25 protein-coding genes and 2 pseudogenes are annotated in these 25,134 nt (G+C 69.9%); 18 read left to right on the top strand and 9 right to left on the bottom strand.

The features are described 5' to 3' along the window. Positions 1-185: 185 nt before the first annotated feature. The 3 genes and pseudogenes from gcl to allB all read left to right on the top strand — a co-directional run bounded on the left by gcl (position 186) and on the right by allB (position 5,200). Positions 186-1,869, top strand: a pseudogene (gene gcl, locus ACRXBZ_RS16055) (glyoxylate carboligase). Between the two features lie 552 nt (positions 1,870-2,421). Next, positions 2,422-3,570 (top strand): glycerate kinase, encoded by a 1,149-nt coding sequence (locus ACRXBZ_RS16050; protein ID WP_433879808.1) that lies wholly within the window; start codon positions 2,422-2,424, stop codon positions 3,568-3,570. A 262-nt stretch (positions 3,571-3,832) separates the two neighbouring features. Then, complete coding sequence (gene allB / locus ACRXBZ_RS16045; protein ID WP_433879807.1) at positions 3,833-5,200, top strand: allantoinase AllB; 1,368 nt, start codon at positions 3,833-3,835, stop codon at positions 5,198-5,200. On the opposite strand, the gene ACRXBZ_RS16040 is transcribed toward allB, so the two are convergent. Beyond that, complete coding sequence (locus tag ACRXBZ_RS16040) at positions 5,181-5,450, bottom strand: hypothetical protein (protein WP_433879806.1); 270 nt, start codon at positions 5,448-5,450, stop codon at positions 5,181-5,183. The two genes, allB and ACRXBZ_RS16040, sit on opposite strands and share 20 nt — an antisense overlap. A 256-nt stretch (positions 5,451-5,706) precedes the next feature. On the opposite strand from ACRXBZ_RS16040, the gene tsaB reads away from it, so the two are divergent. From tsaB to tsaD, 3 genes are read left to right on the top strand one after another with little or no spacing between them, the layout of a single operon-like run. Further along, positions 5,707-6,363, top strand: coding sequence for a tRNA (adenosine(37)-N6)-threonylcarbamoyltransferase complex dimerization subunit type 1 TsaB (gene tsaB, locus ACRXBZ_RS16035; protein WP_433879805.1), 657 nt, complete (start codon positions 5,707-5,709; stop codon positions 6,361-6,363). Between the two features lie 20 nt (positions 6,364-6,383). After that, positions 6,384-6,875 carry a ribosomal protein S18-alanine N-acetyltransferase gene (rimI, locus tag ACRXBZ_RS16030; protein WP_433883894.1) on the top strand — a complete coding sequence of 164 codons (492 nt, stop codon included), beginning with the start codon at positions 6,384-6,386 and terminating at the stop codon, positions 6,873-6,875. Next, entirely contained in the window at positions 6,872-7,927 is a 1,056-nt protein-coding gene (tsaD, locus tag ACRXBZ_RS16025; protein WP_433879804.1) for a tRNA (adenosine(37)-N6)-threonylcarbamoyltransferase complex transferase subunit TsaD, read from the top strand. Before rimI ends, tsaD begins: the two co-directional genes overlap by 4 nt. A 125-nt stretch (positions 7,928-8,052) precedes the next feature. On the opposite strand, the gene ACRXBZ_RS16020 is transcribed toward tsaD, so the two are convergent. The 6 genes and pseudogenes from ACRXBZ_RS16020 to ACRXBZ_RS15995 all read right to left on the bottom strand — a co-directional run bounded on the left by ACRXBZ_RS16020 (position 8,053) and on the right by ACRXBZ_RS15995 (position 10,065). Continuing rightward, on the bottom strand, positions 8,053-8,166 hold the full coding sequence (locus ACRXBZ_RS16020; RefSeq protein ID WP_433883893.1) for a hypothetical protein: 114 nt from the start codon (positions 8,164-8,166) through the stop codon (positions 8,053-8,055). 25 nt (positions 8,167-8,191) lie between these two features. Further along, positions 8,192-8,275: a hypothetical protein gene (locus ACRXBZ_RS16015; protein WP_433883892.1), complete on the bottom strand. Its 84-nt coding sequence runs from the start codon at positions 8,273-8,275 to the stop codon at positions 8,192-8,194. Beyond that, positions 8,272-8,430, bottom strand: a complete 159-nt coding sequence (locus ACRXBZ_RS16010; protein ID WP_433879803.1) for a hypothetical protein — start codon at positions 8,428-8,430, stop codon at positions 8,272-8,274. The genes ACRXBZ_RS16015 and ACRXBZ_RS16010 overlap by 4 nt, the downstream gene beginning before the upstream one ends. 67 nt (positions 8,431-8,497) lie before the next feature. Further along, entirely contained in the window at positions 8,498-9,034 is a 537-nt protein-coding gene (locus ACRXBZ_RS16005) for a SanA/YdcF family protein (protein ID WP_246868890.1), read from the bottom strand. Positions 9,035-9,356: 322 nt separating this feature from the next. Beyond that, positions 9,357-9,593, bottom strand: a pseudogene (locus ACRXBZ_RS16000) (alkaline phosphatase D family protein); the annotation flags it as partial. A gap of 10 nt (positions 9,594-9,603) precedes the next feature. Then, complete coding sequence (locus tag ACRXBZ_RS15995; protein WP_433879802.1) at positions 9,604-10,065, bottom strand: MarR family winged helix-turn-helix transcriptional regulator; 462 nt, start codon at positions 10,063-10,065, stop codon at positions 9,604-9,606. A gap of 103 nt (positions 10,066-10,168) precedes the next feature. Here ACRXBZ_RS15995 and ACRXBZ_RS15990 point away from each other — a divergent pair, with 103 nt between their 5' ends. The 4 genes from ACRXBZ_RS15990 to groL all read left to right on the top strand — a co-directional run bounded on the left by ACRXBZ_RS15990 (position 10,169) and on the right by groL (position 13,712). Continuing rightward, complete coding sequence (locus tag ACRXBZ_RS15990) at positions 10,169-10,573, top strand: DUF5313 family protein (RefSeq protein WP_168585443.1); 405 nt, start codon at positions 10,169-10,171, stop codon at positions 10,571-10,573. Positions 10,574-10,889: 316 nt separating this feature from the next. Beyond that, the gene (locus ACRXBZ_RS15985; RefSeq protein WP_168585442.1) at positions 10,890-11,471 is read left to right on the top strand and encodes a Uma2 family endonuclease; all 582 of its coding nucleotides are present in this window, start codon (positions 10,890-10,892) and stop codon (positions 11,469-11,471) included. Positions 11,472-11,659: 188 nt separating this feature from the next. Beyond that, positions 11,660-11,950 carry a co-chaperone GroES gene (gene groES / locus ACRXBZ_RS15980; protein ID WP_433879801.1) on the top strand — a complete coding sequence of 97 codons (291 nt, stop codon included), beginning with the start codon at positions 11,660-11,662 and terminating at the stop codon, positions 11,948-11,950. Between the two features lie 145 nt (positions 11,951-12,095). Next, entirely contained in the window at positions 12,096-13,712 is a 1,617-nt protein-coding gene (groL, locus tag ACRXBZ_RS15975) for a chaperonin GroEL (RefSeq protein WP_433879800.1), read from the top strand. A gap of 178 nt (positions 13,713-13,890) precedes the next feature. Here groL and ACRXBZ_RS15970 read toward each other — a convergent pair whose 3' ends face one another. Continuing rightward, a complete protein-coding gene (locus ACRXBZ_RS15970; RefSeq protein ID WP_029536210.1) occupies positions 13,891-14,196 on the bottom strand; it encodes a WhiB family transcriptional regulator in 306 nt (101 codons plus the stop codon). A gap of 194 nt (positions 14,197-14,390) precedes the next feature. On the opposite strand from ACRXBZ_RS15970, the gene ACRXBZ_RS15965 reads away from it, so the two are divergent. The 4 genes from ACRXBZ_RS15965 to ACRXBZ_RS15950 all read left to right on the top strand — a co-directional run bounded on the left by ACRXBZ_RS15965 (position 14,391) and on the right by ACRXBZ_RS15950 (position 18,589). Then, positions 14,391-15,494, top strand: coding sequence for a MerR family transcriptional regulator (locus ACRXBZ_RS15965; protein ID WP_433879799.1), 1,104 nt, complete (start codon positions 14,391-14,393; stop codon positions 15,492-15,494). 309 nt (positions 15,495-15,803) lie between these two features. Further along, positions 15,804-16,400, top strand: coding sequence for a response regulator transcription factor (locus ACRXBZ_RS15960; protein WP_029536209.1), 597 nt, complete (start codon positions 15,804-15,806; stop codon positions 16,398-16,400). 524 nt (positions 16,401-16,924) lie between these two features. Further along, the gene (locus ACRXBZ_RS15955) at positions 16,925-17,497 is read left to right on the top strand and encodes a sigma-70 family RNA polymerase sigma factor (protein ID WP_433879798.1); all 573 of its coding nucleotides are present in this window, start codon (positions 16,925-16,927) and stop codon (positions 17,495-17,497) included. Next, complete coding sequence (locus ACRXBZ_RS15950) at positions 17,498-18,589, top strand: anti-sigma-D factor RsdA (protein ID WP_433879797.1); 1,092 nt, start codon at positions 17,498-17,500, stop codon at positions 18,587-18,589. It begins immediately after the preceding gene. Between the two features lie 85 nt (positions 18,590-18,674). Here the strand turns inward: ACRXBZ_RS15950 and ACRXBZ_RS15945 are convergent, their stop codons facing one another. Then, on the bottom strand, positions 18,675-19,046 hold the full coding sequence (locus ACRXBZ_RS15945) for a DUF5319 domain-containing protein (RefSeq protein WP_168589905.1): 372 nt from the start codon (positions 19,044-19,046) through the stop codon (positions 18,675-18,677). A gap of 260 nt (positions 19,047-19,306) precedes the next feature. Between ACRXBZ_RS15945 and guaB the strand changes: the two genes are divergently transcribed. The 4 genes from guaB (at position 19,307) to guaA (ending at position 25,058) form a co-directional block, all read left to right on the top strand. Continuing rightward, a complete protein-coding gene (guaB, locus tag ACRXBZ_RS15940) occupies positions 19,307-20,818 on the top strand; it encodes an IMP dehydrogenase (RefSeq protein WP_433883891.1) in 1,512 nt (503 codons plus the stop codon). 242 nt (positions 20,819-21,060) lie between these two features. Beyond that, positions 21,061-22,191 (top strand): GuaB3 family IMP dehydrogenase-related protein, encoded by a 1,131-nt coding sequence (locus tag ACRXBZ_RS15935; protein WP_433879796.1) that lies wholly within the window; start codon positions 21,061-21,063, stop codon positions 22,189-22,191. A 239-nt stretch (positions 22,192-22,430) separates the two neighbouring features. Further along, on the top strand, positions 22,431-22,871 hold the full coding sequence (locus tag ACRXBZ_RS15930) for a WYL domain-containing protein (protein WP_433879795.1): 441 nt from the start codon (positions 22,431-22,433) through the stop codon (positions 22,869-22,871). A 585-nt stretch (positions 22,872-23,456) separates the two neighbouring features. Beyond that, a complete protein-coding gene (gene guaA / locus ACRXBZ_RS15925; protein WP_433879794.1) occupies positions 23,457-25,058 on the top strand; it encodes a glutamine-hydrolyzing GMP synthase in 1,602 nt (533 codons plus the stop codon). Positions 25,059-25,134: the final 76 nt, after the last annotated feature.

The raw sequence follows: 25,134 nt of genomic DNA, 5'->3' as shown, positions 1-25,134 counted from the left end.
TGAGAGGTTTTCTGGCGAGGACGCCCCCTCCGCCGTGTATTGGACATACATCAGGAGGGGCACCCGCAGTCCAGGGAACCTCTCTCAGGTTCCGCTAAGCGACCACCCACCCAGACCATTCACCAACAGACTCTGAAGGCGCCGCACCCGAGAGGAAGTCTTACACCATGCCCAAAGTTCCTGTCATGCAGGCCGTCGTCGACGTGCTCAAGTCCGAGGGTGTCGACATCACCTTCGGTTGCCCCGGTGCGGCCATCCTCCCGCTGTACTCGGCGATGGAGGACAGCGGCATCAAGCACCTGATCGTGTGCCACGAAGAGGGCGCGACCCACATGGCCGACGGTTGGGCCCGTACCAACGGCAACGTCGGAGTGGCCATCGGCACCTCGGGTCCGGCGGGAACGAACATGATCACCGGCCTCTACACCGCGCAGGCCGACTCCATCCCGATCCTGTGCATCACCGGCCAGGCGGTGTCCACCAAGCTGCACCAGGAGGCGTTCCAAGCGGTCGACATCGTCGACATCGCCAAGCCGGTCACGAAGTGGGCGGTGCAGGTCAAGGAGGCCGCGCAGGCGTCGTGGATCTTCCGCGAGGCGTTCCGCATCGCGCGCTCCGGCCGCCCCGGCCCGGTGCTGATCGACCTGCCGCTGGACGTGCAGAAGCAGGAGATCGAGTGGGATCCCGAGCTGGACGCCCCGCTGCTGATCCCGCGTGTCGAGCCGCACCAGCCGCAGGTGGAGCGCGCGCTGGACATGCTGCTGGAGGCCGAGCGGCCACTGATCCTGGCCGGTGGCGGCGTGATCCTCGGCGAGGCCTACGAGCAGGTGCGGGATCTGGCGGAACTGCTGGGCGTCCCGGTGCAGATCACGTTGATGGGCAAGGGTTCCTTCCCCGAGGACCACGAGCTGTTCGCCGGCATGACCGGCGTCCAGACCAGCCAGCGCTACGGCAACCAGTCGTTCCTGGAGTCCGACCTGGTGCTGGCGTTGGGCGCCCGCTTCGGTGACCGGCACACCGGCGCGCTGGACGTCTATCGCGGTGAGCGCAAGTTCATCCACGTCGACATCGAACCGACCCAGATCGGCAGGGTCTTCGGCCCCGACCTGGGCATCGTCTCCGACACCCGGCTGTTCCTGGACGCCCTGCTGGAAGCCGCCCGCAAGCACGGGGCGATCAAGGACTACTCGGCGTGGGTCGAGCGGGTCGGCGTCCTCAAGCAGACGCTGACCAGGCCCGACGACTACGACACCGTGCCGATCAAGGCGCCGCGGGTGTACCGGGAGATCAACGAGATCTTCCCGCCGGAGGCGTACTTCGTCACCGCGATCGGGCTCTACCAGATCTGGGGCGGGCAGTTCCAGACCGCGCACCGCCCGCGGCACTACCAGGTGTGCGGCCAGGCCGGCCCGCTCGGCTGGGAGATCCCGGCCGCGATCGGCGTGAAATCGGCCGAGCCGGACGCGGAGGTCGTCGCGGTCGTCGGCGACTACTCCTTCCAGTTCCTGGTCGAGGAGCTGGCGGTGGCCGCCCAGTACGACCTGCCGTTCGTGATCATCATGCTGAACAACGAGTACCTGGGCCTGATCCGCCAGGCCGAGGGCGACGCGTCCGGGATGAAGACCGAGGTGGACACACTACGACGAGTACGGCACCGACAACGTCAAGATCATGGAGGCCTACGGCTGCTCGGGCCGCCGGGTGTTCGAGCCCGGCGACATCGCCGAGACCATCGAGTGGGCCCGCAAGGAGGCTGTCGCCACCAGCCGCCCGGTCCTGGTCGAGGTGATGATCGAGCGGGAGGCCAACACGGCCCGCGGCATCCGCATCGACGCCATGATCGAACCCGAACCCGTTCCCAACGCGTAACCGCTTCTTGGGGTGCGGAGGCCGACCGACGCGTACGGGAACCGCGGCGGTCGGTCCTGTCACACACTCACTCCCGCACCGTTCACGAAACGTGTCAAAACGTTCCGTGAGCAGATGACTTGCGCCACCTGCGTTGACCATCAGGAAGACTGGTGGCCTTCACGCTTCCTCGACCACTGCCAGCACGAACGCTGGTCTGACACGGTCTCCACGTGCGTTTGGCCTTGCGGCCGGTTCCCACGCAACTCGCGGTACCTGACGTGTTTCACCTGCCGCCGCAGGAAAACCGCTGACCGGGCTTGGCTTTCGCTCGGTCAGCAAAGCAACACACTACACCACGCTCTGTCACACATTGACACAGGATCCGGAACTGTCAGTAACCCCCGGGCGGGGCTTCAGGGCAGCCCTGCGCGAGGTGCGCTCGCCGTGAACGCGCGGTGGCGTGGACGGCGAGCGCGCCCCGCATTCCCCATGGACGGGGTCCTCGGGTGGAATACCCGAATGGCCCCTTGGTGTCCTCCGCCGAGCACGTGCCGGGCGTCTCGGCGGAGGATGCCGCCCTATCGATCGGAGTTGGTTGTGCCTGGTCCCGTCCTCATCGCGCCGGACAAGTTCAAGGGCTCGCTGACCGCGCCGGAAGTAGCCGAGGCGGTGGCCGCCGGTCTGCGCAGGGTCCGCCCCGACGTGCAGGTGCGGTTGGCGCCGGTGGCCGACGGCGGGGACGGTACCGTGCAAGCGGCGCTGGCCAGCGGCTACGTGTCGGTGCCGGTGCGGGTCGCGGGCCCGGTCGGCGAGCCGGTGGACACCGAGATCGCGATCGACGGCGACACCGCCGTGGTGGAGCTGGCATCGGCATCCGGGCTGGCGCTGCTCGACCCGGACGAGCTCGCCCCGCTGGCGGCCTCCAGCGAGGGGACCGGCGAGGCCATCCTGGCGGCGCTCGACGCGGGCGCGCGGAACGTGGTGCTGGGCGTCGGTGGTAGTGCGTGCACCGACGGCGGCGCCGGAATGCTCACCGTCCTGGGGGCGCGGGTCTTGGACGCTGCGGATAACCCGTTGCCCCCAGGCGGTGGACCACTTTCCCGAGTGGCCGCGGTGGACCTGTCCGGCCTGGATCCCCGGCTGGCCGAAACGAACTTCGTCCTCGCGTCCGATGTGGACAATCCGCTGCTCGGCGAGCGCGGTGCGGCGCACGTGTACGGGCCGCAGAAGGGTGCGGACCCGGACCAGGTCCGCTTCCTGGACGAGGCGCTGGGGCGCTGGGCGCGCGCGGTGCTGGCCGCCGGCGGTCGCGATGTCGCCGAGCAGCCGGGCGCCGGGGCGGCCGGTGGCGTCGGCTACGGGGCGCTCGCGGTGCTGGGCGCGCGGATGCGGCCCGGCGTCGACGTGATCCTGGAGCTGATCGACTTCGACCGTCAGCTGGACGGAGCCCGCCTGGTAATCATCGGCGAGGGCGCCATCGACGAGCAGACCCTGCACGGCAAGGGCCCGGCCGGAGTCGCCGCCCGCGCCTTCGAAGCGGGAGTCCCCGTGGTCGCCATCGCGGGCCACTGCCAGCTCACCCCGGAACGCCTGCGCGAAGCGGGCATCGAAGCGGCCTACGCCCTCACCGACATCGAATCCGACCCGCAGCGTTGCATCCGCGAAGCGGCCACCCTCCTGGTCGACCTCGGCGAACGCCTCGCCCAAGACCGCCTGTAGGTGCTCGAAAAACTGACCCGATAGTCCACGCGGCGAGCGCCTGTGCGCCGTGGCCCAGGCCGGGGGTCGGCGTGTGCGTCCCGATGGGCGCCGGCGAAATCGCGAACCGAGGGCTGCGCGCGTTTTCGGGTGCCGTAGCCGCGGAAGCGCGCACGGGTCACCGGCTCGGGCTGGGAACGGAAGTCGAGAGCACTGGCCCTTGACCCGATCCGCACCTAGGTTCAACACTTTGTTGAATACCTGTGATGAGGAGGTAACCGCGTTGCCCGAACCAACCACCGGGGCGTTCGACGTCGTGTTCCGCGCGCGACGGCTCATCGGCCCGAACGGGGAGACGTCCGGCAGCGTCGGCGTCCGCGACGGCCGCATCGCCGCCGTCGAGCCGCTGGGCGCCCAGCTCGACGCCGCCCGCACCCTCGAGCTCGCCGAGGACGAGGTCCTGCTGCCGGGGTTGGTCGACAGCCACGTGCACGTCAACGACCCGGGCCGCACGGAGTGGGAGGGCTTCGACACCGCGACCCGCGCTGCGGCGGCCGGCGGCGTCACGACCATCCTCGACATGCCGCTGAACAGCCTGCCGCCGACGATCGACACCGGCGCGCTGGAGGTCAAGCGCAAGACGGCGCGCGAGAAGGCGCACGTCGACGTCGGTTTCTGGGGCGGCGCGGTGCACGGCAACCTCGCCGAGCTGCGCGGGCTGCACGAGGCCGGCGTGTTCGGCTTCAAGTGCTTCCTGCTGCACTCCGGGGTCGACGAGTTCCCGCCGCTGAACCCGACCGAGCTGGACGAGGCGCTGCGCGAACTGGCCCGCTACGACGCGCTGATGATCGTGCATGCCGAGGACTCCGACGCCATCGAGCACGCCCCGACGGCGCACGGCGAGACCTACGGCGACTTCCTGAACTCCCGGCCGCGCGGCGCCGAGAACGTGGCGATCGCGCAGGTCATCGAGCTGGCGCGGCGCATCGGGGCGCGGGTGCACATCCTGCACCTGTCGTCTTCGGATGCTTTGCCGATGATCGCCTCCGCGCGCGCCGACGGCGTCCGGGTCACCGTCGAGACCTGCCCGCACTACCTGAGCTTCAGCGCCGAGGAGGTCCCCGACGGCGCCACCCAGTTCAAGTGCTGCCCGCCGATCCGCGAGGCCCGCAACCGCGAACTGCTGTGGCGGGGCCTGGCCGACGGGATCATCGACTGCGTGGTCAGCGACCACTCGCCGTGCACCCCGGAGCTCAAGCGCTTCGACATCGGTGACTTCGGCGTGGCCTGGGGCGGGGTTTCCAGCCTCCAACTGGGCCTTTCGGCGGTGTGGACGCAGGCGCGGGTGCGCGGCCACGGCCTCGCGGACGTCGTGCAGTGGATGTCCCGCAAGCCCGCCGACCTCGCCGGGCTGCAGCGCAAGGGCTCCATCGCGGTCGGCAACGACGCGGACTTCTGCGTGTTCGCGCCGGACGACGCGTTCGTCGTCGACGTCGCCAAGCTGTACCACCGCAACCCGGTCTCGCCGTACCACGGGCGCCCGCTGTCCGGCGTGGTGCGCGAAACCTGGCTGCGCGGCAAGCAGATCGTCGGCCCGGACGTGGAAATGACCGCGCTGCAAGGGAATTTGCTCACCCGTCAGGGCGGCTAGTGCTCAGCGCCTGAGAAGCGGCGGACCGCGCCGCCGTGGTGGACGCGCTGATCGCCGTGGCCAGCAGGGAAAGCTGCGCGGCGCGGACGTCGCACATGCGGCGGTGGAGCTCGTCGGGCGCGACGAGATGGTGCTGGGGTGGGTGGTGCAGGAGGTGCGCGATGCGGCGCGAGCCGGACTGGTGCAGCTGTCGTGGGAGCTGGTCGCGGTGGCCGTGAGTCTTTTGGGCAGCGGTAGAGGCTGTTTCCAAGCTCGTCCTGCGTGGCGGTGCGGAAGCGGAACCCGGACGTCGTCTGGACTGCGGGACCCACGAGTCATGGATGCCGCACCACGCCGCCGCTGTGCTCGCCAGACGTCTCTATGGCGACCCGAAAGGTTCACGCCCCGGACCTGCGGAAACGCGGTATCGCAGTCTGGGACCGGCCGCTGTCCTGGCCGGGGCACGCGAGAGGGGGCGTGGTCCCCATGTAACCCCGGTGACCAGGGCTGACGTACGCTGAGTAATCGTGCTCGTCATTGCGCTGGACACCTCGACCCCCGCGGTCACGGCCGGGCTGGTCGCCTTGGACGACGGTTCGCCGCGCGTCCTCGCCGAGCGCGTCACGGTCAACCCGCGTGCGCACGGCGAACTCCTCATGCCGCAGCTGGTGGACGTCATGACCGAGGCTGGGCGCGAACTCGCCGATGCCGATGCGATCGTCGTCGGCGCCGGCCCCGGCCCGTTCACCGGCCTCCGCGTCGGCATGGCCACCGCAGCGGCGCTCGGCCAGGCCTGCGGCCGCCCCGTGCACCCCGTGTGCAGCCTCGACGCGATCGCCGCGCAGGCCGCCGCCGAAGGCCCCCTGCTGGTCGCCACCGATGCGCGCCGCAAGGAGGTCTACTGGGCCGCCTACGACGCCGCGCGGACCCGGATCGACGGCCCGCACGTGCAGCGCCCGGCAGCGGTCCCGACCGGAGATTTCGGCGTGGCCGCGGGGGAAATGGCCGAGGCGCTGGGCATCGAGGTCGTCGGGCCGCGCTACCCCACTCCGGTGGGGCTGGTCGCGGCGGCGCGTGCGGTGCTGCAGTCCGAGCCTGCCCCGCTGGTGCCGCTCTACCTGCGGCGGCCGGACGCCGAAGCGCCGGGCAAGCGGAAATCCGTGCTGACTAGGGGTGGGAAGTGACCGACCGCGCGACGACCGCGCTGCGGGTGCTGAAGCTGCGCCGCAGCGACCTGAAGCGCTGCGCGGAGCTGGAGCAGGTGCTCTTCCCCGGTGACGACCCGTGGTCGTGGGCCGCGTTCGCCGCGGAGCTCGACCAGGGCCACTTCTACGTCGGCGCCTACGTCGACGAGCACCTGATCGGATACGCCGGGCTCGCCGTCGTCGGCCGCGCGCCGCACGCCGAAGCCGAGGTGCACAGCATCGGCGTCGACCCGGCGCACCAGGGCAGCGGCGTGGGCAAGGCGCTGCTGCGCGCGCTGCTGGCCAGGGCCGACGAGCAGCGGGCGACGACGTTCCTGGAAGTGCGCACCGACAACGAAGCCGCGATCGGGATGTACCGGAAGCACGGCTTCGAGATCGTCGGGCTGCGCAAGCGCTACTACCAGCCGTCCGGGGCGGATGCGCACACCATGCGACGTCCCGCATCCCCGGCGGAAAGTGCGGATACGGTCACTGCGGAGGGCGCGTCATGACTGCGGACCGAGTGGTGCTCGGCATCGAGAGCTCGTGCGACGAGACCGGCGTTGGCCTGGTCCGGCTGGCCGCCGACGGCACGGTCGAGCTGCTGGCCGACGCGGTGGCATCCAGCGTCGACGAGCACGCCCGCTTCGGCGGCGTCGTGCCGGAGATCGCCAGCCGCGCGCACCTGGCGGCGATGGCCCCGACGATGCGCCGTGCGCTGGACGAATCCGGCCTCGAACTGTCCGATGTGGACGCCATTGCGGTCACCGCGGGGCCGGGCCTGGCCGGGGCGCTGATGGTCGGCGTCGCGGCGGCCAAGGCCTACTCGGCCGCGCTGGGCGTGCCGCTGTTCGGCGTCAACCACCTCGGCGGACACGTCGCGGTCGACACCCTCGAACACGGGCCGCTGCCGGAGCGCTGCCTGGCGCTGCTCGTCTCCGGCGGGCACACGCAGCTGCTGCTGGTGGAGGGCATCGGGGAGCAGATCACCGAGATCGGCTCCACGATCGACGACGCCGCCGGTGAGGCCTACGACAAGGTGGCCCGCATCCTCGACCTGCCGTACCCGGGCGGCCCGCCCATCGACAAGCAGGCGAAGCTGGGCAACCCGAAGGCCGTCGCGTTCCCGCGCGGGCTCACCGGGCCCCGCGACTCCAGGTACGACTTCTCCTTCTCGGGGCTGAAGACGGCGGTCGCGCGCTGGGTCGAGACCGAGCAGCGCGCGGGCCGGGAGATTCCGGTGGCGGACGTGTGCGCGTCGTTCCAGGAGGCCGTGGCCGATGTGCTGACGGCGAAGGCGGTGCGCGCGGCGCGGGATCTGGACGTGGACACGCTGGTGATCTCCGGCGGTGTCGCGGCGAACTCCCGCCTGTCGGAGCTGGCGGCCCAGCGCTGCGCGGAAGCGGGCATCACGCTCCGCGTGCCGCGCCCCCGCCTGTGCACCGACAACGGCGCGATGATCGCGGCGCTCGGCGCCCACGTCCTCGCCGCGGGCGCCAAGCCGTCGCCTCTGGACATGCCCGCCAACCCGGGCCTCCCGGTCGGCACCATCGTCGTCCAGTAGCCCGATGGTGTAGATCTTTCCGCAATTTCAATGGAAATCAGAGATCCGATTTCCATTGAAATTGCGGACCCGACAACTCGGTGCCGGGTGTTGCCCGATTCTGGTGCGGGTGGTGATCGGGTTTACTACTCCCCGTCCGTCGTCGTGCCGTTCGCGGCGGACCACTGGATGTAGCCGTACTGGAAGTCGTTGCGGCGACCGCCCGGGACCGCGAACTCGCCGGTCTTCGGGTAGCCCAGGTACGAACGTTCCCACGAGCGTGGATCAGCGTTCGCGGATCCGCCCGTACACGTCGTGCGATCCGGTTTCCGGGCTCCAGTAGGTCGATGCAGGGAAGCCGGCGGTCACCCGACGAAGTGGTTGTACCGGCCGGCACCGTCCGGTGTGGACAGTTCTTCGGTGGTCGGCGGGCCGAACTTGCCGTGCGCGCCGAGTTGCAGGTACTTCGCAAGTTTTCCGGCGCCGATGTCGCTGCCGAACGGCGGGCTTTCCGGTGTCCGCACTAGATTCCCCTACGCGTCGAAGCGCAGCGTCCAGATCTTCTTCGTGGTGTAGTCGCCGAAGAGGTGATCAACGGCGCCACCAGAAGGCCTTGGTGGTGGCGAGGAACTCGCGCCGGGCACCGCGGGCGGAGACCCGGCGCAGGCCGTCGGCAGCCGCGTCGTGGCCGACGCCGTGGGCGTCGATGCCTGCGCGCCGGCACAGCGCCACGGCGCGGCGGAGGTGGAACCGCGTGGTCACGACGGTGATCTTGCGCAGCCCGAAGTCCTCGGAGGCACGCCGGCACGAGGACCAAGTGTCCACACCGGACTCGTCCAGGACCACCGAGGACGCGGGAATCCCGTGGGACACCAAGTAATGCCGCATCACGGCGGGCTCGCTGTGCCCGCGGGATTCCGGGCTGCCGCTGACGATGATCCGCCGGACCTTGCCCGCCTCGAACAACGCGCGTGCCACGTCCAACCGGCCCTGCAGGATCCGGCTCGGCAGGCCGTCCCAGCGCACCCCCGCGCCGAGCACGAGCGCGAACTCGGTTGCACGCACGTCGCGAACGGCCTTGATGCGCCCGGCGCTGCGCACCCACGACCAACCGGATGGCAGCCCCACGGCCGCTCCGAGCCCGACCAGCCCCACCCACAGTCCGCGCACCGGCCAAGTGTGCCATCCCCGCTGACCGGCTTCGGCCGGTTATCGTATCCCGACCGGCTGACAGGGGCACCCGGCTCCGAGGAACCGGGTGCCCCCGCACCGGAGACCGGTGCCGCGGGCGGAATGCGCGGCGCGGCAACGAGAACCCGCAGGACGTCCGGCCGGCGGCGCCTCCGGCCGGGTTGAGCACCGTGTTGCGGTCTTCGACGACGAACGACTTCGCCGTCTCCGCCGGAGCGTCCTTCTTGGACACGTACGGCAGCACCCGGTAGTCGGCGCGCAGTCCGGTCCCGCTGAACTTGGTGCGCACGTAGACCCGCCGGTTGGCGTAGAACTTCACGTGCGGGTTCTCCTTGAGCACGTCGTCGTTGCCGGTGTCGTTGCCGGTGTCGTTGCCGTCCCCGCCGCTGGTGACGGAGGTGGTGACGGACTCGGTGCCGACGGCCCGCGACTCGGGATCGTCGTACGTCCGCTTGATCTCGGCCGCCCAGTGGAGCCTCCGGCGCGGTTCGCCCACCGGTGGCGTGCTATTCGGCGTCGAGGACTCGGCGGGTCGCCGCGATCACCTTGGTCAGCGTCTCGTTCAGTTGCTCCAGTTCGGAGACCTGCATGTCGAGGAGTTCGACGACGCGGTACGGGATCTTCTCGGCCACGGCGCGCAGCTCCCGGCCCTTGTCCGTCAGCCCGACGGCGAGCAGCCGCTCGTCCTCGGTGCTGCGGCGCCGTTCGAGGTAGCCGATCGATTCGAGGCGCTTGAGCAGCGGCGACAAGGTGGCCGGATCGGCCTGGAGAATGCCGCAGAGGTCCTTCGCCGATCGCGGAGACTGCTCCCAGAGAGCGAGCATCACGAGGTACTGCGGGTGCGTCAGGTTGAGCGGCGTCAGCAGCGGCCGGTAGACGGAGATGACGTTGCGCGAGGCGACGGAGAGCGCGAAGCACACCTGGCGATCGAGGGCGAGCGGGTCCTCGCCGAGGTCGATCTGGTTCATCGCGGGAGTTCCTTCCGGCCGGGTGCCGACGGTCACGCTAATCATTAGCGTACTAATGATTAGTATATCGGTGTTCTCGGACGCCTTCGGCGAAGGAGGGGACGTGGTCGCTGACCGACGAATCCGGCCCAACCCGGTGCAGTGGATCTGGTACGCCTTCGGCGGGCGGTTGCCGGAGCGCTGCCGCGAATGGGTGCTGCACGACATCACCTGCCGCACCTGGGTGCTGCGGCACCTCGCGCGCAGCCTGGTCCAGATTTCCCCGGGGCTGCTCTTCCTGCTGCTGCCGGGGCCGTTCTGGATCCGGGCGATGTCTGTTCTGGGCGGGGTGATCCTGGCGGTCTGGTACTCGATGTCGTACCTGGAGCACACCAGCGAGTACCGGCTCGTCAAGCACGGCTACCCGTTGGGTACGGGCAAGGAGGTGCGCGAGCAGGCGAGGGCCGCCGTTCGCGCCCAGCGGGCGCAGCGGTACGCCGAGCTCTACCGCCACCAGCCGGAGCAGTGAACTCGGCGCGGCGCTACTTCGGGCGCCAACCGGCTCGGGTCGGCGGGCCGGGCGGGCCGGGCGGGCGCGCGGGTCGGGGGCGGCGCTCCCAGGGGCGGTTCGCGGGCTTCGAGAGGGCGGGCATGCCAGGCAACCTAGGGCACCGAGCGGGGCGGATGTGAACCACTTCGTGGCATTGGTGACATTTCCCGCATGCCGATCTACCAGCGAAGATCACGCAGCGCAGATCATCGGTGACAACTTCCCAGGTGACAGCGCCCACAAGCCGCTCCGCTACGATCTGTAATCGCCGCAACCGGCATCGTGAGGAGTCATCATGACTGCTGTGCCCAAGACGCCCCACCACTTGCTGACGGTCGCGGAGTACGCCGAGCTTGGCGAGGACGATCGCCACCGCTACGAACTCCAAGAGGGAAGCCTGGTCGTGTCACCGAGCCCGTCGCCCGATCATGGTGCCGCGTTGTTGGCGCTCGCCACGCAGATCGCTCCGCAGTTGCCGCGTCATCTGGAGCAGCTCCTGGAACTCGACGTCGATCTGGCGCTCGTGCCGGCCGATCGGCCTGGCTTCGTGCGGCGTCCAGATCTGATCGTTGTTGATCGGAAGGCCCGGCAGCGGGTTCGACAGGACGGTGGGTTGCTGCGGGCGAGCGAGGTGGTGGTCGTCGTCGAGGTCGTCTCGCCTGGTTCGCGCCGGATTGACCACGTGATCAAGCGCGACGAGTACGCCGACGCGGGAATTCCGCACTACTGGATCGTCGACCTCGATGAGCCGGTGTCGTTGCTCGCCTGCCACCTCGCCGAACCGTTCGGCTACCAAGATCCGGGGGACGTTGCGGGCGAGTTCGTCACAGAGGTGCCGTTCCCGGTCCGGCTACGGCTGGACGAGCTGGTGGAATGAGCGGGAGCATGCGCTCGCCGGTGCTCCGACATCCCGTGGTGCGGGTAGTTGTTGAGCGTTGGCACTCTCATCGGTAGAGTGCTAGCAGAACGGCACCGCAGCGCCCCGGCACCCGCGACGACGGGGAGCCACGGAGCCGTCTTAACCCAGACAACGCTTCGAAGGCCCCAGAAGGTGGAGGTCACACCGTGGCGAGCATTAAGCCGCTTGAGGACAAGATCGTGGTCCAGGCGAGCGAGGCCGAGACGACGACTGCGTCCGGCATCGTGATCCCGGACACCGCCAAGGAAAAGCCCCAGGAGGGCGAGGTTCTGGCTGTCGGCCCGGGTCGCGTCGACGACAAGGGAAACCGTATCCCGGTAGATGTCAAGGAAGGCGACGTCGTCATCTACTCGAAGTACGGCGGCACCGAGGTCAAGTACAACGGCGAGGAGTACCTGATCCTCTCCGCCCGCGACGTGCTGGCTGTCGTCAACTGACGCTTCCGCACCAAGCGAGCAATGCCGCCCCGGCGGTCCCGGCCGCGGGACCGCCGGGGCGGTCGCACGTCCGGGGCAGCGGGACTTGTCGATGGAACAAGTACGGCCTCAATAGATCAGGTACCCATGAAGGGCTGTTGGAACCATGGCTAAGCAGATCACCTTCGACGAGCAGGCGCGCCGCGCGCTGGAGCGCGGTGTCAACCAGCTCGCCGACGCGGTGAAGGTCACCCTCGGGCCGCGCGGTCGGCACGTCGTGCTGGACAAGCAGTTCGGCGGGCCGCAGATCACCAACGACGGCGTGACCATCGCCCGCGAGATCGAGCTGAGCGACCCGTTCGAGAACCTGGGCGCCCAGCTCGCCAAGAACGTCGCGACGAAGACCAACGACGTCGCCGGCGACGGCACCACCACCGCCACCGTGCTCGCCCAGGCGCTGGTCCGCGAGGGCCTGCGCAACCTGGCCGCGGGCGCCAACCCGGCGGCGCTGAACAAGGGCGTCCAGGCGGCCACCGACGCCGTCGTCGAGTCGCTCAAGGCCAAGGCCACCCCGGTCAAGGGCCGCGACAACATCGCCCAGATCGCCACCGTCTCCTCCCGCGACGAGACCATCGGCGCGCTGATCGGCGAGGCGATGGAGAAGGTCGGCGAGGACGGCGTGATCAGCATCGAGGAGTCCTCGACGCTGGCCACCGAGCTGGAGATCACCGAGGGCGTCCAGTTCGACAAGGGCTTCATCTCCCCGCACTTCGTCACCGACGCGGAGCGGCAGGAGGCGGTGCTGGAGGACTCGCAGATCCTGGTGCACCGGGAGAAGATCTCCAGCCTGCAGGACCTGCTGCCGCTGCTGGAGAAGATTGCGCAGGGCGGCAAGCCGCTGCTGATCATCGCCGAGGACGTCGAGGGCGAGGCGCTGTCCACCCTGGCCGTCAACGCGCTCCGCAAGACGCTGAAGGTCGTCGCGGTCAAGGCACCGTTCTTCGGCGACCGCCGCAAGGCGTTCCTGGACGACCTCGCGGTCGCCACCGGCGCCCAGGTCATCGCGCCGGAGGTCGGGCTCAAGCTGTCCGAGGCCGGCCCCGAGGTCCTCGGTTCGGCCCGCCGGGTCACCGTGACCAAGGACACCACGACCATTGTGGACGGCCGTGGCAAGGCCGAGGACGTCAAGGAGCGGGCCGACCAGATCCGCAAGGAGATCGAGGCCACCGACTCCGACTGGGACCGCGAGAAGCTGCAGGAGCGGCTGGCCAAGCTGGCCGGCGGCGTCGCGGTGATCAAGGTCGGTGCGGCCACCGAGACGGAGCTCAAGGAGCGCAAGTCGCGCATCGAGGACGCCGTCGCCGCCGCCAAGGCAGCGGCGGAGGAGGGCAGCGTCCCCGGCGGTGGGTCCAGCCTGATCCACGCCGCCAAGGTGCTGGCCGACGACCTCGGGCTCACCGGTGACGAGGCCACCGGCGTGCAGCTGGTGCGCCGCGCGCTCGACGCCCCGCTGTTCTGGATCGCCCACAACGCGGGCCAGGAAGGCGCCGTCGTGGTCTCCAAGGTCCGCGACCTCGACTGGGGCGCCGGCTACAACGCGGCGACCGGTGAGTACGGCGACCTGGTCCAGTCCGGCATCGTCGACCCGCTGAAGGTGACCCGCTCCGCAGTCGCCAACGCGGCCTCCATCGCCCGCATGGTGATCACCACCGAGAGCGCGGTCGTGGAGAAGCCGGAGGAGAAGCCGGAAGCCGCCGGGCACGGACACGGGCACGGGCACTGAGCCCGGGCTCGTGACCGCGTAGCCGGACCGGCACGCGCGAAAGATCGGGGCGGCACCCACATCCTGGGTGCCGCCCCGATCTCTTTCTCACCCTGCCCGGAGTCGAATGACGCCCCTCGTGGTCATTCGACTCCGGTGGCCGTTCGCGGTCCTCGCCGCGGCGGCCGGCACAAGCGCATCAGCTGGCTGCGACCGCCAGCTGCTGGCGCTTGCGTGCCTTGATGATCACTTCTCGCTCCGATTCCGACAGTCCGCCCCAGATGCCGTACGGCTCCTGCACGGCAAGTGCGTGGGTCCGGCACTGCGCGATCACCGGGCAGTGTTGGCACACCTCTTTCGCCTTCGCCTCGCGCCGGGCTCGCGCCGGGCCACGCTCGCCGTCCGGATGAAAGAAGTACGCGCTGTCCATGCCTCGACAGGAGCCCCGTATCTGCCAATCCCAGATATCGGCGTTCGGTCCTGGAAGACGTCGAGTGTCTGCCATTGCGCAAACCACCTCCTAGCGGTGGGTCCCCTCCCCGCTGCGGCGGCGCCGCAGCCTCGCATGATCCGACCGTAGAACCGCGCCAAAACTTGTTCAACCCTTATCGCGCCAAAAGCTGTTCATCATTGGAGTGATCTTTGGGTGACGAAGATCGACGCCCAGCAGGCTTGCCCTCCACGAGCCAGAACCGGAACATGTCCCGCGTGACGACGCGGCCGGAACCTGTGCAGGGACAGGACACCTCCAATCCGAGCGCCGATCCGGGGCCGGTCGAGGGCCCCGACGACGCTGCGTCGGACGACCAGCCGCGTCTCAGCGTCGCTGCGGTGGCCCGCCGGCTCGGTGTGGCTCCCGCCACGCTGCGCACCTGGGATCGCCGGTACGGGCTCGGCCCCAGCGATCACACCAGTGGTCGGCACCGTCGGTACGGCCCGGACGACATCGCGCGCCTGGAGCAGATGCAACGAGCTCTGCTGCGAGGCGCCTCGCCCATGGAGGCGGCCCGCTACGCGCGCACCGTCGCCGCACCGCTGCCGCAGCGATACCCCGATGCGGCCGAGCAGCAAACGCAGTCCGGCGAATCCGGCGACGGACCGATGATGTTGTCCGGTGTGCTCGACGGCGCGGGCGACATCAAGTTGGCCGGCGGATCCAATACTGGCGGGCGCGGGCTGAAGCTCACCGGAGCCGGATCGCGCACCCGCGGCCTGGGGCGCGCGGCGCTCGCGCTGGACTCCTGGTCCGTGCAGCGGTTACTGATCGAGTCGATGGACAGTGACGGGGTCGTGGAGACCTGGCAGGGCATGCTGCAGCCGGTGCTGCGCGCGGTCAGCGAACGTCGGCAGCGGTCCGGCTCCGGCATCGAGGTCCTGCAGCTGCTGGTCGACTGCGCGTCAACCGCGCTGCGGTCGGTGATCGCGAACGCGCCGGCGCCGGTCAACCCGCGCCCGGTGGTGCTCGCGCCGGTGCCCGGCGAAGCGCAGGAGCTCGAACTCGTGGCGCTCGCCGCGGCGCTCGCGGCCAACCGCGTCGGCCACCGGCTGTTCGGTGCCGCGCTGCCGAGGGAGGGGCTGGCCGCGGCGGTGCGCCGCTCCGCGCCGGCTGCCGTGGTGCTCTGGGCGGACCAGTCGTACTACGCCTCGCCGCGTGTCCTGGACGACATCCCGATCACCCGGCAGCGCGCCCGCGCCTTCGTAGCCGGCGGCGGTTGGGCGCAGCAGGCGCTGCCCGCGCATGTGGAGCTCCTCGATTCGCTCGATGCCGCTGTGGCCCGTGTTTCGGAGACCGTTCTGAGCTGAATCGGGCACGATTGTGTCATAAGTCACACTGCGCTATACGAGTGGGGTGACACTGTTCGTGCGGACGGGCGAAACGGCGGTCACGACTGGGTGCAATCGGGTGAATACTGCAGGTACAGGGCGTGGCTGGCGGCCTCCCGGGCGGTGAACCACCCGGTCTTGGCGGCTTGCTCCGTTCCGGTGAAACCGCCTCCGACGCGGGGGACGCAAAATTTCTTGACGGATTAAGCACCGGATCGTGTCAAGGTTTTGGCCCCTGCGTCCGATAGGGGAGGTGGAACGTCACTCGCCTGCAGGAAAGGAGTTCCCGTGACGACGGTCCTGATCTGCGATGACCGACGTAGCGTCCGGGAAGGGCTCACTCGTGTGATGTCTGCTGTCCCCGGAGTGAGTCGAATCGATTGCGTTGCGCATGGTGACGAGCTGTTGGCCCGCTTCTCGCGGCAGGCCGTCGACGTCGTGCTGGTGGGCACCCAGCGTGCGGTGCCCAACGGCGTCGAGGCCACCCGTCGGCTCGTCTCTGCGCATCCGCAAGCGAACGTGATCGTGTTCGGTGCGCCGGACGACGCGGCGAGCATCGCCGCCGCGATCGCCGGTGGAGCCCGTGGCTACCTCCGCTGGGATGCTTCCCGGCCGGAGCTGGTCGCGGCGCTGGCGCACACGTTGGCGAGCACTTCGGTGCCCGCACCCCGACAGCCGTCCGACCCCGGTGTGCAGCTGACGGAGCGCGAGCTCCAAGTGCTGCGGGGCATGAGCCAGGGCAAGAGCAACGGCCAGATCGGCCGGGAGCTCTACCTCTCGGAAGACACGGTCAAGACCCACGCGCGCCGGCTGTTCCGGAAGCTCGGCGTGCGAGACCGTGCGCAAGCGGTGGCGCACGGTTTCCGCCGCGGCCTCGTCGCGTGATCGCCGCGCGCGGTGATCACCGCGCGGCTGCCGATCGGAGCGCACCGGCAGGACGATCCCGAGCTGCCGGTGCTCGGCGAGGGCGTTGGCTTGGAGCGAGCTGACGTTACGAGTGCGGCTGTAGTTCGCGTCACTTCGGCGCGGCCCGGATTCCGGGCCGAGGTCGCCGGCGCGGCGCGAACCACAGTCCACCCGATCGGACATGGCGGGATGAAACCGGCGTTTGCGGCAAATGGCGAAGATGCCCCGAAATCGTCGTTGTCGCCCGGTCGTACTACCCCTGTGAAGATCGTCTCAGATCTTCGCTTGTGGTCCACCTCGATCCCGGTGGCCTGGTCAAACGCCGCCGGGCACGGCGTCTGGTATCTCTGAATGTGTGACGACGACGGCCCCCTCCCCCCACTCCCTGTTCAACGATCGTTCCTTGCCCGGTACGGTGAGCTCGGCGCGGCGTGCGAGGCACGCGATTTCCGCCGGACGAATCCGAATCGCTTGAACGCGTAACACCAGGGCTGCTGTCTGCGATGACCAACGTGGAGGACGGGCTGGACGCTCTAGTAGGCGCCGCCGTCGACGGCGATCGTCAGTCGATCGAGCGCTTGCTGGCCGAAATCCGTCCTTTGGTGGTGCGGTACTGCCGCGCCAGAGTCGGACGAAACGAGAGGTCGTTCGCTTCGGCGGATGACGTGGCCCAGGAAGTGTGCCTCGCGGTACTGACCGCGCTGCCCACCTACAAGGACCAGGGTCGTCCATTCTTGGCGTTCGTGTACGGCATCGCCGCACACAAGGTGGCTGATGCGCATCGTGCGTCGGCACGCAACCGCTCCGAACCGGTCGCAGACGTTCCGGACACCCCGGAATCCCAGGCCGGACCGGAGCAGCGGGCCATGCAGGGTGAGCTTTCGGGCAGGATGGCGCAACTGCTTCGCGTCCTCCCGGCCAAGCAGCGGGAGATTCTGTTGCTCCGGGTGGTCGTCGGGTTGTCGGCGGAGGAAACCGCCGAAGCGGTCGGTTCTACGCCGGGCGCGGTACGCGTGGCTCAACACCGCGCGTTGGCCCGGCTGCGAAAGACGCTGTCCGCGGAGGAGGTGGTCTGAATGGCTGAGCGGAAGGGGCCCGAGGGGGAGCAGGCGGGACGCGACCCTGTCGAGTCCGGTCGGCACGAGGACCGTTCGCGCGGTGCAGACGAGCGGGACCTGACGCCCGCTGAGGAGTGCGCAGACGAGGGAACGGAACTGATCGACAACCATCGGGATTCCGACTCGGCCGAGTCCGAAACCACCGAATGCGACACCGCGTCCGCCGAGACGGGCGGTGCTGATGTGCTCGACTTCCGGCCGCGCCCGGCCGACGGGAGCGACGAGCTTGTCGACTTCGACGACTTCGGCGAAGAACCGATCGACCTGAGCGCGCTGCAAGCCGACGACGCGCTGCTGGACGTGCTCGGCGGAACCAACCCCGACGTGGCCGCGCAGGCCGACGAGCGCCCCAGCCTGGAGGCGCTGCTGGTCGCGTGGCGGCAGGACATCGACGCCGCGCCGATCGGCGCTCTCGTCAACGTGGAGACCGCAGCCTCGGCGATCGCGGCGGGCAACCGCCCGCGCCGCAGGCTCAAGCGCCGGCACCTGGTGCCGGTCGCCACCGCCGCCGCGGTCCTGATGATCACGTTCACCGGTGTTGGCGTGGCCGCTCGCGACGCGCAGCCCGGCGACATGCTGTGGGGCGTCGCCCAGGTCCTCTACACCGACCACACCCGCGCGGTCGTGGCCGCGAGCTCGGCTCGCGAGGAGCTGAACACCGCGGAGGGTGCGATCGAGCAGGGCAACCGCACCGCTGCCGAGGCCGCGCTGCGGTCCGCGCAGGAGCAGATGCGGGGCGTCGACGACGAGCACGGCCTGTCCGACCTGCGCGCCGCGCACGCTTCGTTGACCGCGCGGATGGACCACGAGCACGAGCAGACCTCGCAGCAGCCGACGTCCGAGACGCCGCCGACGCCGAGCACTTCGCCGTCGCCTTCGCAGCCGCTGCCCCCGCCGGTGCCTCCGACGGACAGCTCGTCGCAACCGCCGTCGTCGTCCACGCCGCCGGTGTCGAGCACATCGCCGAGCGCGACCAGCGGTAGCTCGGAACAGCCGTCCAGCGGCTGGGGCTCGGATCTCTTCCCCCAGAAGAGCAGCAGCAATCCGTGACGGAATGACTGCCCAGTACTCCTGAAACAGAAGAGGGGCTCTCGGTGGGGAGCCCCTCTTCTTCGTTCGTGTGCGGTGGAAAGCTTCAGTGGGTGGTTTCGCTTTCCGTCACACCGTCCGCGTAGCCGCGGCAGTACTCCCAGGTGACGTAGGCGCTGGGGTTCGGGTCGAACGCCGGCTCGTGCGGGCGCATCTGGCCGTCGTGCAGCAGCTGCTCCAGGCTGGCGCGCAGCAACTCCCAGTCGTGGTAATGGCATTCGCCGCAGTCCGCGCAGTCCACCACGATGCCGCGGAGCCCGCGGGGCTCCAGCAATGCCTGGTAGACGGCGAGATCGGTCAGGTCGGCGAGCAGTTCGGCCCGCTCCTCGTCGCCGAGCGGCGGTCCGTCGTCGGCGTCGTGATCGCCGAGTGCCATGCTCGGATCTTCCGGGTCACCCGCGAACGGGTCTGGTGGCATCGGATCGTGCGGCACGGCCCGCACGCTACCGGCTGCGTCGACCGCGTGGGGTTGTCGGGGCGGATTTCGGTGCTCGCCGTGGCGTGGCACACGTCTGCGCAGACGGGCAAACGGGCCCTGACCTGTCGTCTCTATCTCGTCTCTATCATTGAGGGAATCCCCGCCGCCGATGCCACGTTGCACGACGTAATCGCCGAGGACATCCAATCCGCATCCGCAGGTTTGTGGACCACAGCGTGAAGGAAGGCACATCCCTCGCCATGACCAGCGAACTCTCCGCACCCGGCCTCCCCTCGAAGTTCGCAACACTGGGTCTGACCTTCGATGACGTCCTGCTGCTGCCCGACGAATCCGACGTGATCCCCAGCAGCGTTGACACGTCCACCCAACTGTCCCGCAACATCCGGCTGCGGGTGCCGCTGCTGTCGGCCGCGATGGACACGGTCACCGAGGCCCGGATGGCGATCGCCATGGCACGGCAGGGCGGGGTCGGCATCCTGCAGCGCAACCTGTCCGTCGAGGAGCAAGCCGCCCAGGTCGAGGTGGTCAAGCGCTCCGAGGCCGGCATGGTCACAGACCCCGTCACGTGCTCGCCGGACGACACCCTCGCCGAGGTGGATGCGCTGTGCGCCCGCTTCCGCATCTCCGGTGTCCCGGTGACCGACCCGGACGGCACTCTCGTCGGCATCATCACCAACCGCGACATGCGGTTCGAGGTGGACTACACCCGCCGGGTGCGCGAGGTGATGACCGCCACGCCGCTGATCACCGCGCAGGTCGGCGTCACTGCGGAGGCCGCGCTCGGGCTGCTGCGGCGAAACAAGATCGAGAAGCTGCCGATCGTCGACAACGCCGGCAAGCTGCGCGGGCTGATCACCGTCAAGGACTTCGTCAAGACCGAGCAGTACCCCAGCGCCACCAAGGACCCGGACGGCCGGCTGCTGTGCGGTGCCGCGGTCGGCGTCGGCGCGGACTCGCACGAGCGCGCGATGGCGCTGGTGGACGCGGGTATCGACGTGCTGATCGTGGACACCGCGCACGGGCACTCGCGCGCCGTGCTGGACACCGTCGCGACGCTGAAGAAGGAACTCGGCAACTCCGTCGACGTCATCGGCGGCAATGTGGCGACCCGGGCGGGCGCGCAGGCGCTGGTCGACGCCGGGGCGGACGCGGTGAAGGTCGGAGTCGGGCCGGGCTCGATCTGCACCACTCGCGTCGTCGCCGGGGTCGGCGTGCCGCAGATCAGCGCCATCTACGAGGCGAGCATGGCGTGCCGCCCGGCGGGCGTGCCGCTGATCGGCGACGGCGGCATCCAGTACTCCGGCGACATCCCGAAGGCCATCGCGGCGGGTGCGAGCAGCGTCATGCTGGGCAGCCTGCTGGCCGGTACCGCCGAGTCGCCGGGCCAGCTGGTGCTGGTCAACGGCAAGCAGTTCAAGGTGTACCGGGGCATGGGTTCGCTGGGCGCCATGCAGTCGCGGGGCCAGGCGAAGTCGTACTCCAAGGACCGGTACTTCCAGGACGACGTGCTGTCCGAGGACAAGCTGGTGCCGGAGGGCATCGAGGGACGGGTGCCGTTCCGCGGGCCGCTGGCGCAGGTCGTGGACCAGCTGATCGGCGGTCTGCGCTCAGGCATGGGCTACACGGGCTCCAGCACCATCCCGGAGCTACAAGACGCGAAGCTGGTGCGGATCACGGCGGCCGGGCTCAAGGAGAGCCACCCGCACGACATCACGATGACCGTCGAGGCACCGAACTACACCACCCGCTGAGCACCACCGACCCGGCCGCCGTCTCCCCGCGAGGCGGCGGCCGGGTCGTCTCCGGCGCGGGATGGCGGGGGTGAACGGACCGTTTGCCTCGTTTGTGAGGGAGCGAACGGGCCGTTCGCTCCACCTCACCTGCGGCAGTGCGAGACGGCGGCAGCGCGAGCTTAGGTGCCCCAGTTGTACGTCGCCCGGATGCCGCAGCGAGAATGTTCCGTTGGACAGCGGTGCTGCGAGGAGGGACTGACGTGCGGGATCAGGTTGAGATCGGCATGGGCCGGACGGCCATGCGCGGCTACGACTTGGACGACGTGGAGATCGTGCCGTCCCGGCGGACCCGGTCGTCGAAGGACGTTTCGTTGTCCTGGCAGATCGACGCCTACCGCTTCGACATCCCGCTGGTCACGCACCCGACGGACGCGATCGTCTCGCCGGCCACCGCGGTGCGCATCGGCGAGCTCGGCGGTCTGGGGGTGCTGAACGCCGAGGGGCTGTGGGCGCGGCACGAGAACGTCGAGGAGAAGCTGTTCGAGGTGGTCCGCGCCGCGGAGGAGAACAGCGACCCGGAGGCCGCGATCCGGCTGCTGCAGCAGCTGCACGCCGCGCCGATCCGGGCGGACCTGCTGGCCACCGCGCTGAAGCAGATCAAGGACTCCGGTGTCACCGTGGCGGCGCGGGTCAGTCCGCAGCATGCCGAGGAGCTGACCCCGGACCTGCTCGCGGCCGGCGTCGAGCTGCTGGTCGTGCAGGGCACCATCATCTCCGCCGAGCACGTGGCCCGGAACGGCGAGCCGCTGAACCTCAAACGGTTCATCGCCGAGCTTGACGTGCCAGTGATCGCCGGTGGGGTCGGTGACTACCGCACCGCGATGCACCTGATGCGCACCGGCGCGGCCGGGGTGATCGTCGGCTTCGGGCAGTCCCGCGCGGCTACCACCACGCAGGTGCTGGGCATCGGGGTGCCGATGGCGACCGCGATCGCCGATGCCGCCGCGGCCCGCCGCGACTACCTGGACGAGACCGGCGGGCGCTACGTGCACGTGATCGCCGACGGTGCCCTGTCGTACTCGGGGGACATCGCGAAGGCGATCGCCTGCGGTGCCGACGCCGTGATGCTCGGTGAGGCGTTGACCGAGTCGGCCGAGACGCCGGCGCAGGGCTACTACTGGACGTCCGCCGCCGCGCACCCGAGCCTGCCGCGCAGCGAGATCGTCGGCTTCGCCGGTTCCGGGGCGGACCTGGAGAAGCTGCTGTTCGGCCCGAGCAGCGACCCGTACGGCACGCTGAACCTCTTCGGCGGCCTGCGCCGCGCGATGGCCAAGACGGGTTACCGGGACCTCAAGGAGTTCCAGAAGGTCGGCCTGATGCTCCGCGGTTGACCCGGTATTCGGGCGCGTAGCGCGGGTCCGGTGCTGAGCGGTTGGAGCGAGCGGACAGTTCGTGTCGTCTATCGAGGAGTTCAGGCCGTTCGCTGCACTCCGGTTTGCGGGCGTCGGCGCAGTTTTCGGGGCGTCAGCGGAGCTGGCGGTATAAGGCGCGGAGGTCTTCGGTCAGGTGGTCGGGGGCTTGGAGGGCCGGGAAGTGGCCGCCTTCGTCGAACTCCGACCAGTGCACGACGTTGTTCTCCCGCTCCGCGAACCGGCGCTGGTACCTGCTGGCCTGGGACGTCGAGCGCGCCGACTGGCGGACGTTCCGGGCCGACCGGATCGAGCCCAAGATCCCGGCCGGCCCGCGCTTCGCGCCGCGCGAGTTGCCCGGCGGCGACGTCGTCGCCTACCTCGGCGAACGGCTGCAGGTCGCGCTCTCGCAGTACCAGGCGACACTGCTGATGCCGCGGTCCGCGACGCGCCTCGCCGAGCTGATCACGCCGACCTGGGCGCTGATCGAGCCGGTGCACGAGCACTCCTGCACGCTGACCATGGGCGTCGACTCGATGCACCTGCTGGCGGTCTTCGCCGGGATGCTCGACGTGGACTTCGAAGTCGTCGGCCCGCCCGAACTCCGCGACCACCTGGCCAATCTCGGCGAGCGGTACCTGCGCGCCGCCGATCGGGCGTGACGCCGCCCGTTCGGAGTGCCCGGCTGGCGATTTCGCGCGAAATCGCCGATTTCGGAGTGCCCGGCTGGCGATTTCGCGCGAAATCGCCGATCTCCGGTGAGGTGCCCACTCCGCGTGAGGCCGGCTCCGGCGGCGGGCACCGGCAGGGTTCCACCTTCTGTGCAAAACGGGTTCGGAAAGGGGCTCGGGCACTAGCTACTGGCGAGTAGTTACGTCTAACCTGTCGCGCTCGGAAGTTCCTCTGGGCGCCGCAACTCGGCTGCTACGGCATCCAGCGCAGCGCAGCCGCGGCGGTGCCGGCGAAGGTGTGCGCGACGACGGCGGGCACGTTGCGGCGGACCGCAACCGCAGCCCGGTGAAGACGGGCACGACCAGCACGCAGGTGACCAGGAAGGACCCGATCGAGACCGGCCACGACGCGCCGGGGTACTGCCCGCCCAGCAGCTCAGCTGACCGCGCACCCCGCCCGTTGCGGCCGCGACCCAGGGCCGCGAGGCCTCGCGGGAGGGGCGGGGTCGGTGCCGCTGTGGCCTCGGTTACCTGGGACAATGGGCGCCACCGCTCTCGCCAGGAGGTTTCGACGACGTGTCCGGTACCGCAAGCAGCAACGGCCCCGACCGCAAGGGGCAGGGGCCTGTTCTCGTTGTCGATTACGGCGCTCAGTACGCGCAGCTGATCGCGCGACGGGTGCGGGAGGCGCAGGTCTACTCCGAGGTCGTGCCGCACGACATCCCGGTCGAGGACATCGCGCGCCGCGACCCGGCAGCCATCGTGCTCTCCGGCGGCCCCGCCAGCGTCTACGCCGACGGCGCGCCGCAGATCGACCCGGAGCTGTTCAACGCGGGCATCCCGGTGTTCGGCATCTGCTACGGCTTCCAGGCGATGACCTCCGCGCTCGGCGGCACGGTCGAGCACACCGGCACCCGCGAGTACGGCCGCACCGAGCTGGACATCAGCGGCGACGGCGGCACGCTGCACGCGGAGCTGCCCGGGCACCACCCGGTGTGGATGAGCCACGGCGACTCGGTGAGCAAGGCCCCGGCGGGCTTCGCCGTCACCGCCGCCACCAAGGACACCCCGGTGGCCGCCTTCGAGAACGTCGAGCGCCAGCTGGCCGGCGTGCAGTACCACCCCGAGGTGGTGCACTCGCCGCACGGCCAGGAGGTGCTGCGCCGGTTCCTGCACGAGATCGCCGGCGTCCGCCCGCAGTGGACCACCGCGTCCATCGTGGACGAGACGGTGGCGGCGATCCGCGAGCAGATCGGCGACCGGCGGGCGATCTGTGCGCTGTCCGGCGGCGTCGACTCCGCGGTGGCCGCCGCGCTCGTGCACCGCGCCATCGGCGACCAGCTGACCTGCGTGTTCGTCGACCACGGCCTGCTGCGCTCCGGCGAGCGCGCCCAGGTGGAGCGCGACTTCGTCGCCGCCACCGGCGTCCGGTTGGTGACCATCGACGCGGTGAACCGGTTCCTCGGCGCACTGGCCGACGTTACCGACCCCGAGGAGAAGCGCAAGATTATCGGTCGCGAGTTCATCCGCGTCTTCGAGCAGGCCGCCCGCGACCTGCAGGCCGAGGCGGGCGCGGCCGGCGAGCAGATCGACTTCCTGGTCCAGGGCACGTTGTACCCGGACGTGGTGGAGTCCGGTGGCGGCACCGGCGCAGCGAACATCAAGAGCCACCACAACGTCGGCGGCCTGCCCGACGACCTGCAGTTCGAGCTCGTCGAGCCGCTGCGCGCGCTGTTCAAGGACGAGGTGCGCCGGGTCGGGCTGGAGCTGGGCCTGCCGGAGACGATCGTGCACCGGCAGCCGTTCCCCGGGCCGGGCCTGGGCATCCGGATCATCGGCGAGGTGACCGCGGAGCGGCTCGCGACGCTGCGTGCGGCGGACTCGATCGCCCGCGAGGAGCTGACCGCCGCGGGCCTGGATCGCGACATCTGGCAGTGTCCGGTGGTGCTGCTGGCCGACGTCCGGTCGGTGGGTGTCCAGGGCGACGGCCGCACCTACGGGCACCCGGTCGTGTTGCGCCCGGTGTCCAGCGAGGACGCGATGACCGCGGACTGGACCCGGCTGCCCTACGACGTGCTGGAGCGGATCTCCACCCGGATCACCAACGAGGTCGCCGACGTCAACCGGGTAACCCTCGACGTCACCTCCAAGCCCCCAGGCACCATCGAGTGGGAGTGACCGGAGAGGTCCGACGAGGCGAAGGGCGCCTTCGACAACTGGTCGAAGGCGCCCTTCGCGCTTCATCGGAACGGGT

Origin of the sequence: Saccharopolyspora hattusasensis (assembly GCF_050972075.1) — a bacterium.
Taxonomy (GTDB): Bacteria; Actinomycetota; Actinomycetes; order Mycobacteriales; family Pseudonocardiaceae; genus Saccharopolyspora; species Saccharopolyspora hattusasensis.
This window is presented reverse-complemented; position numbering and strand designations above follow the sequence as displayed.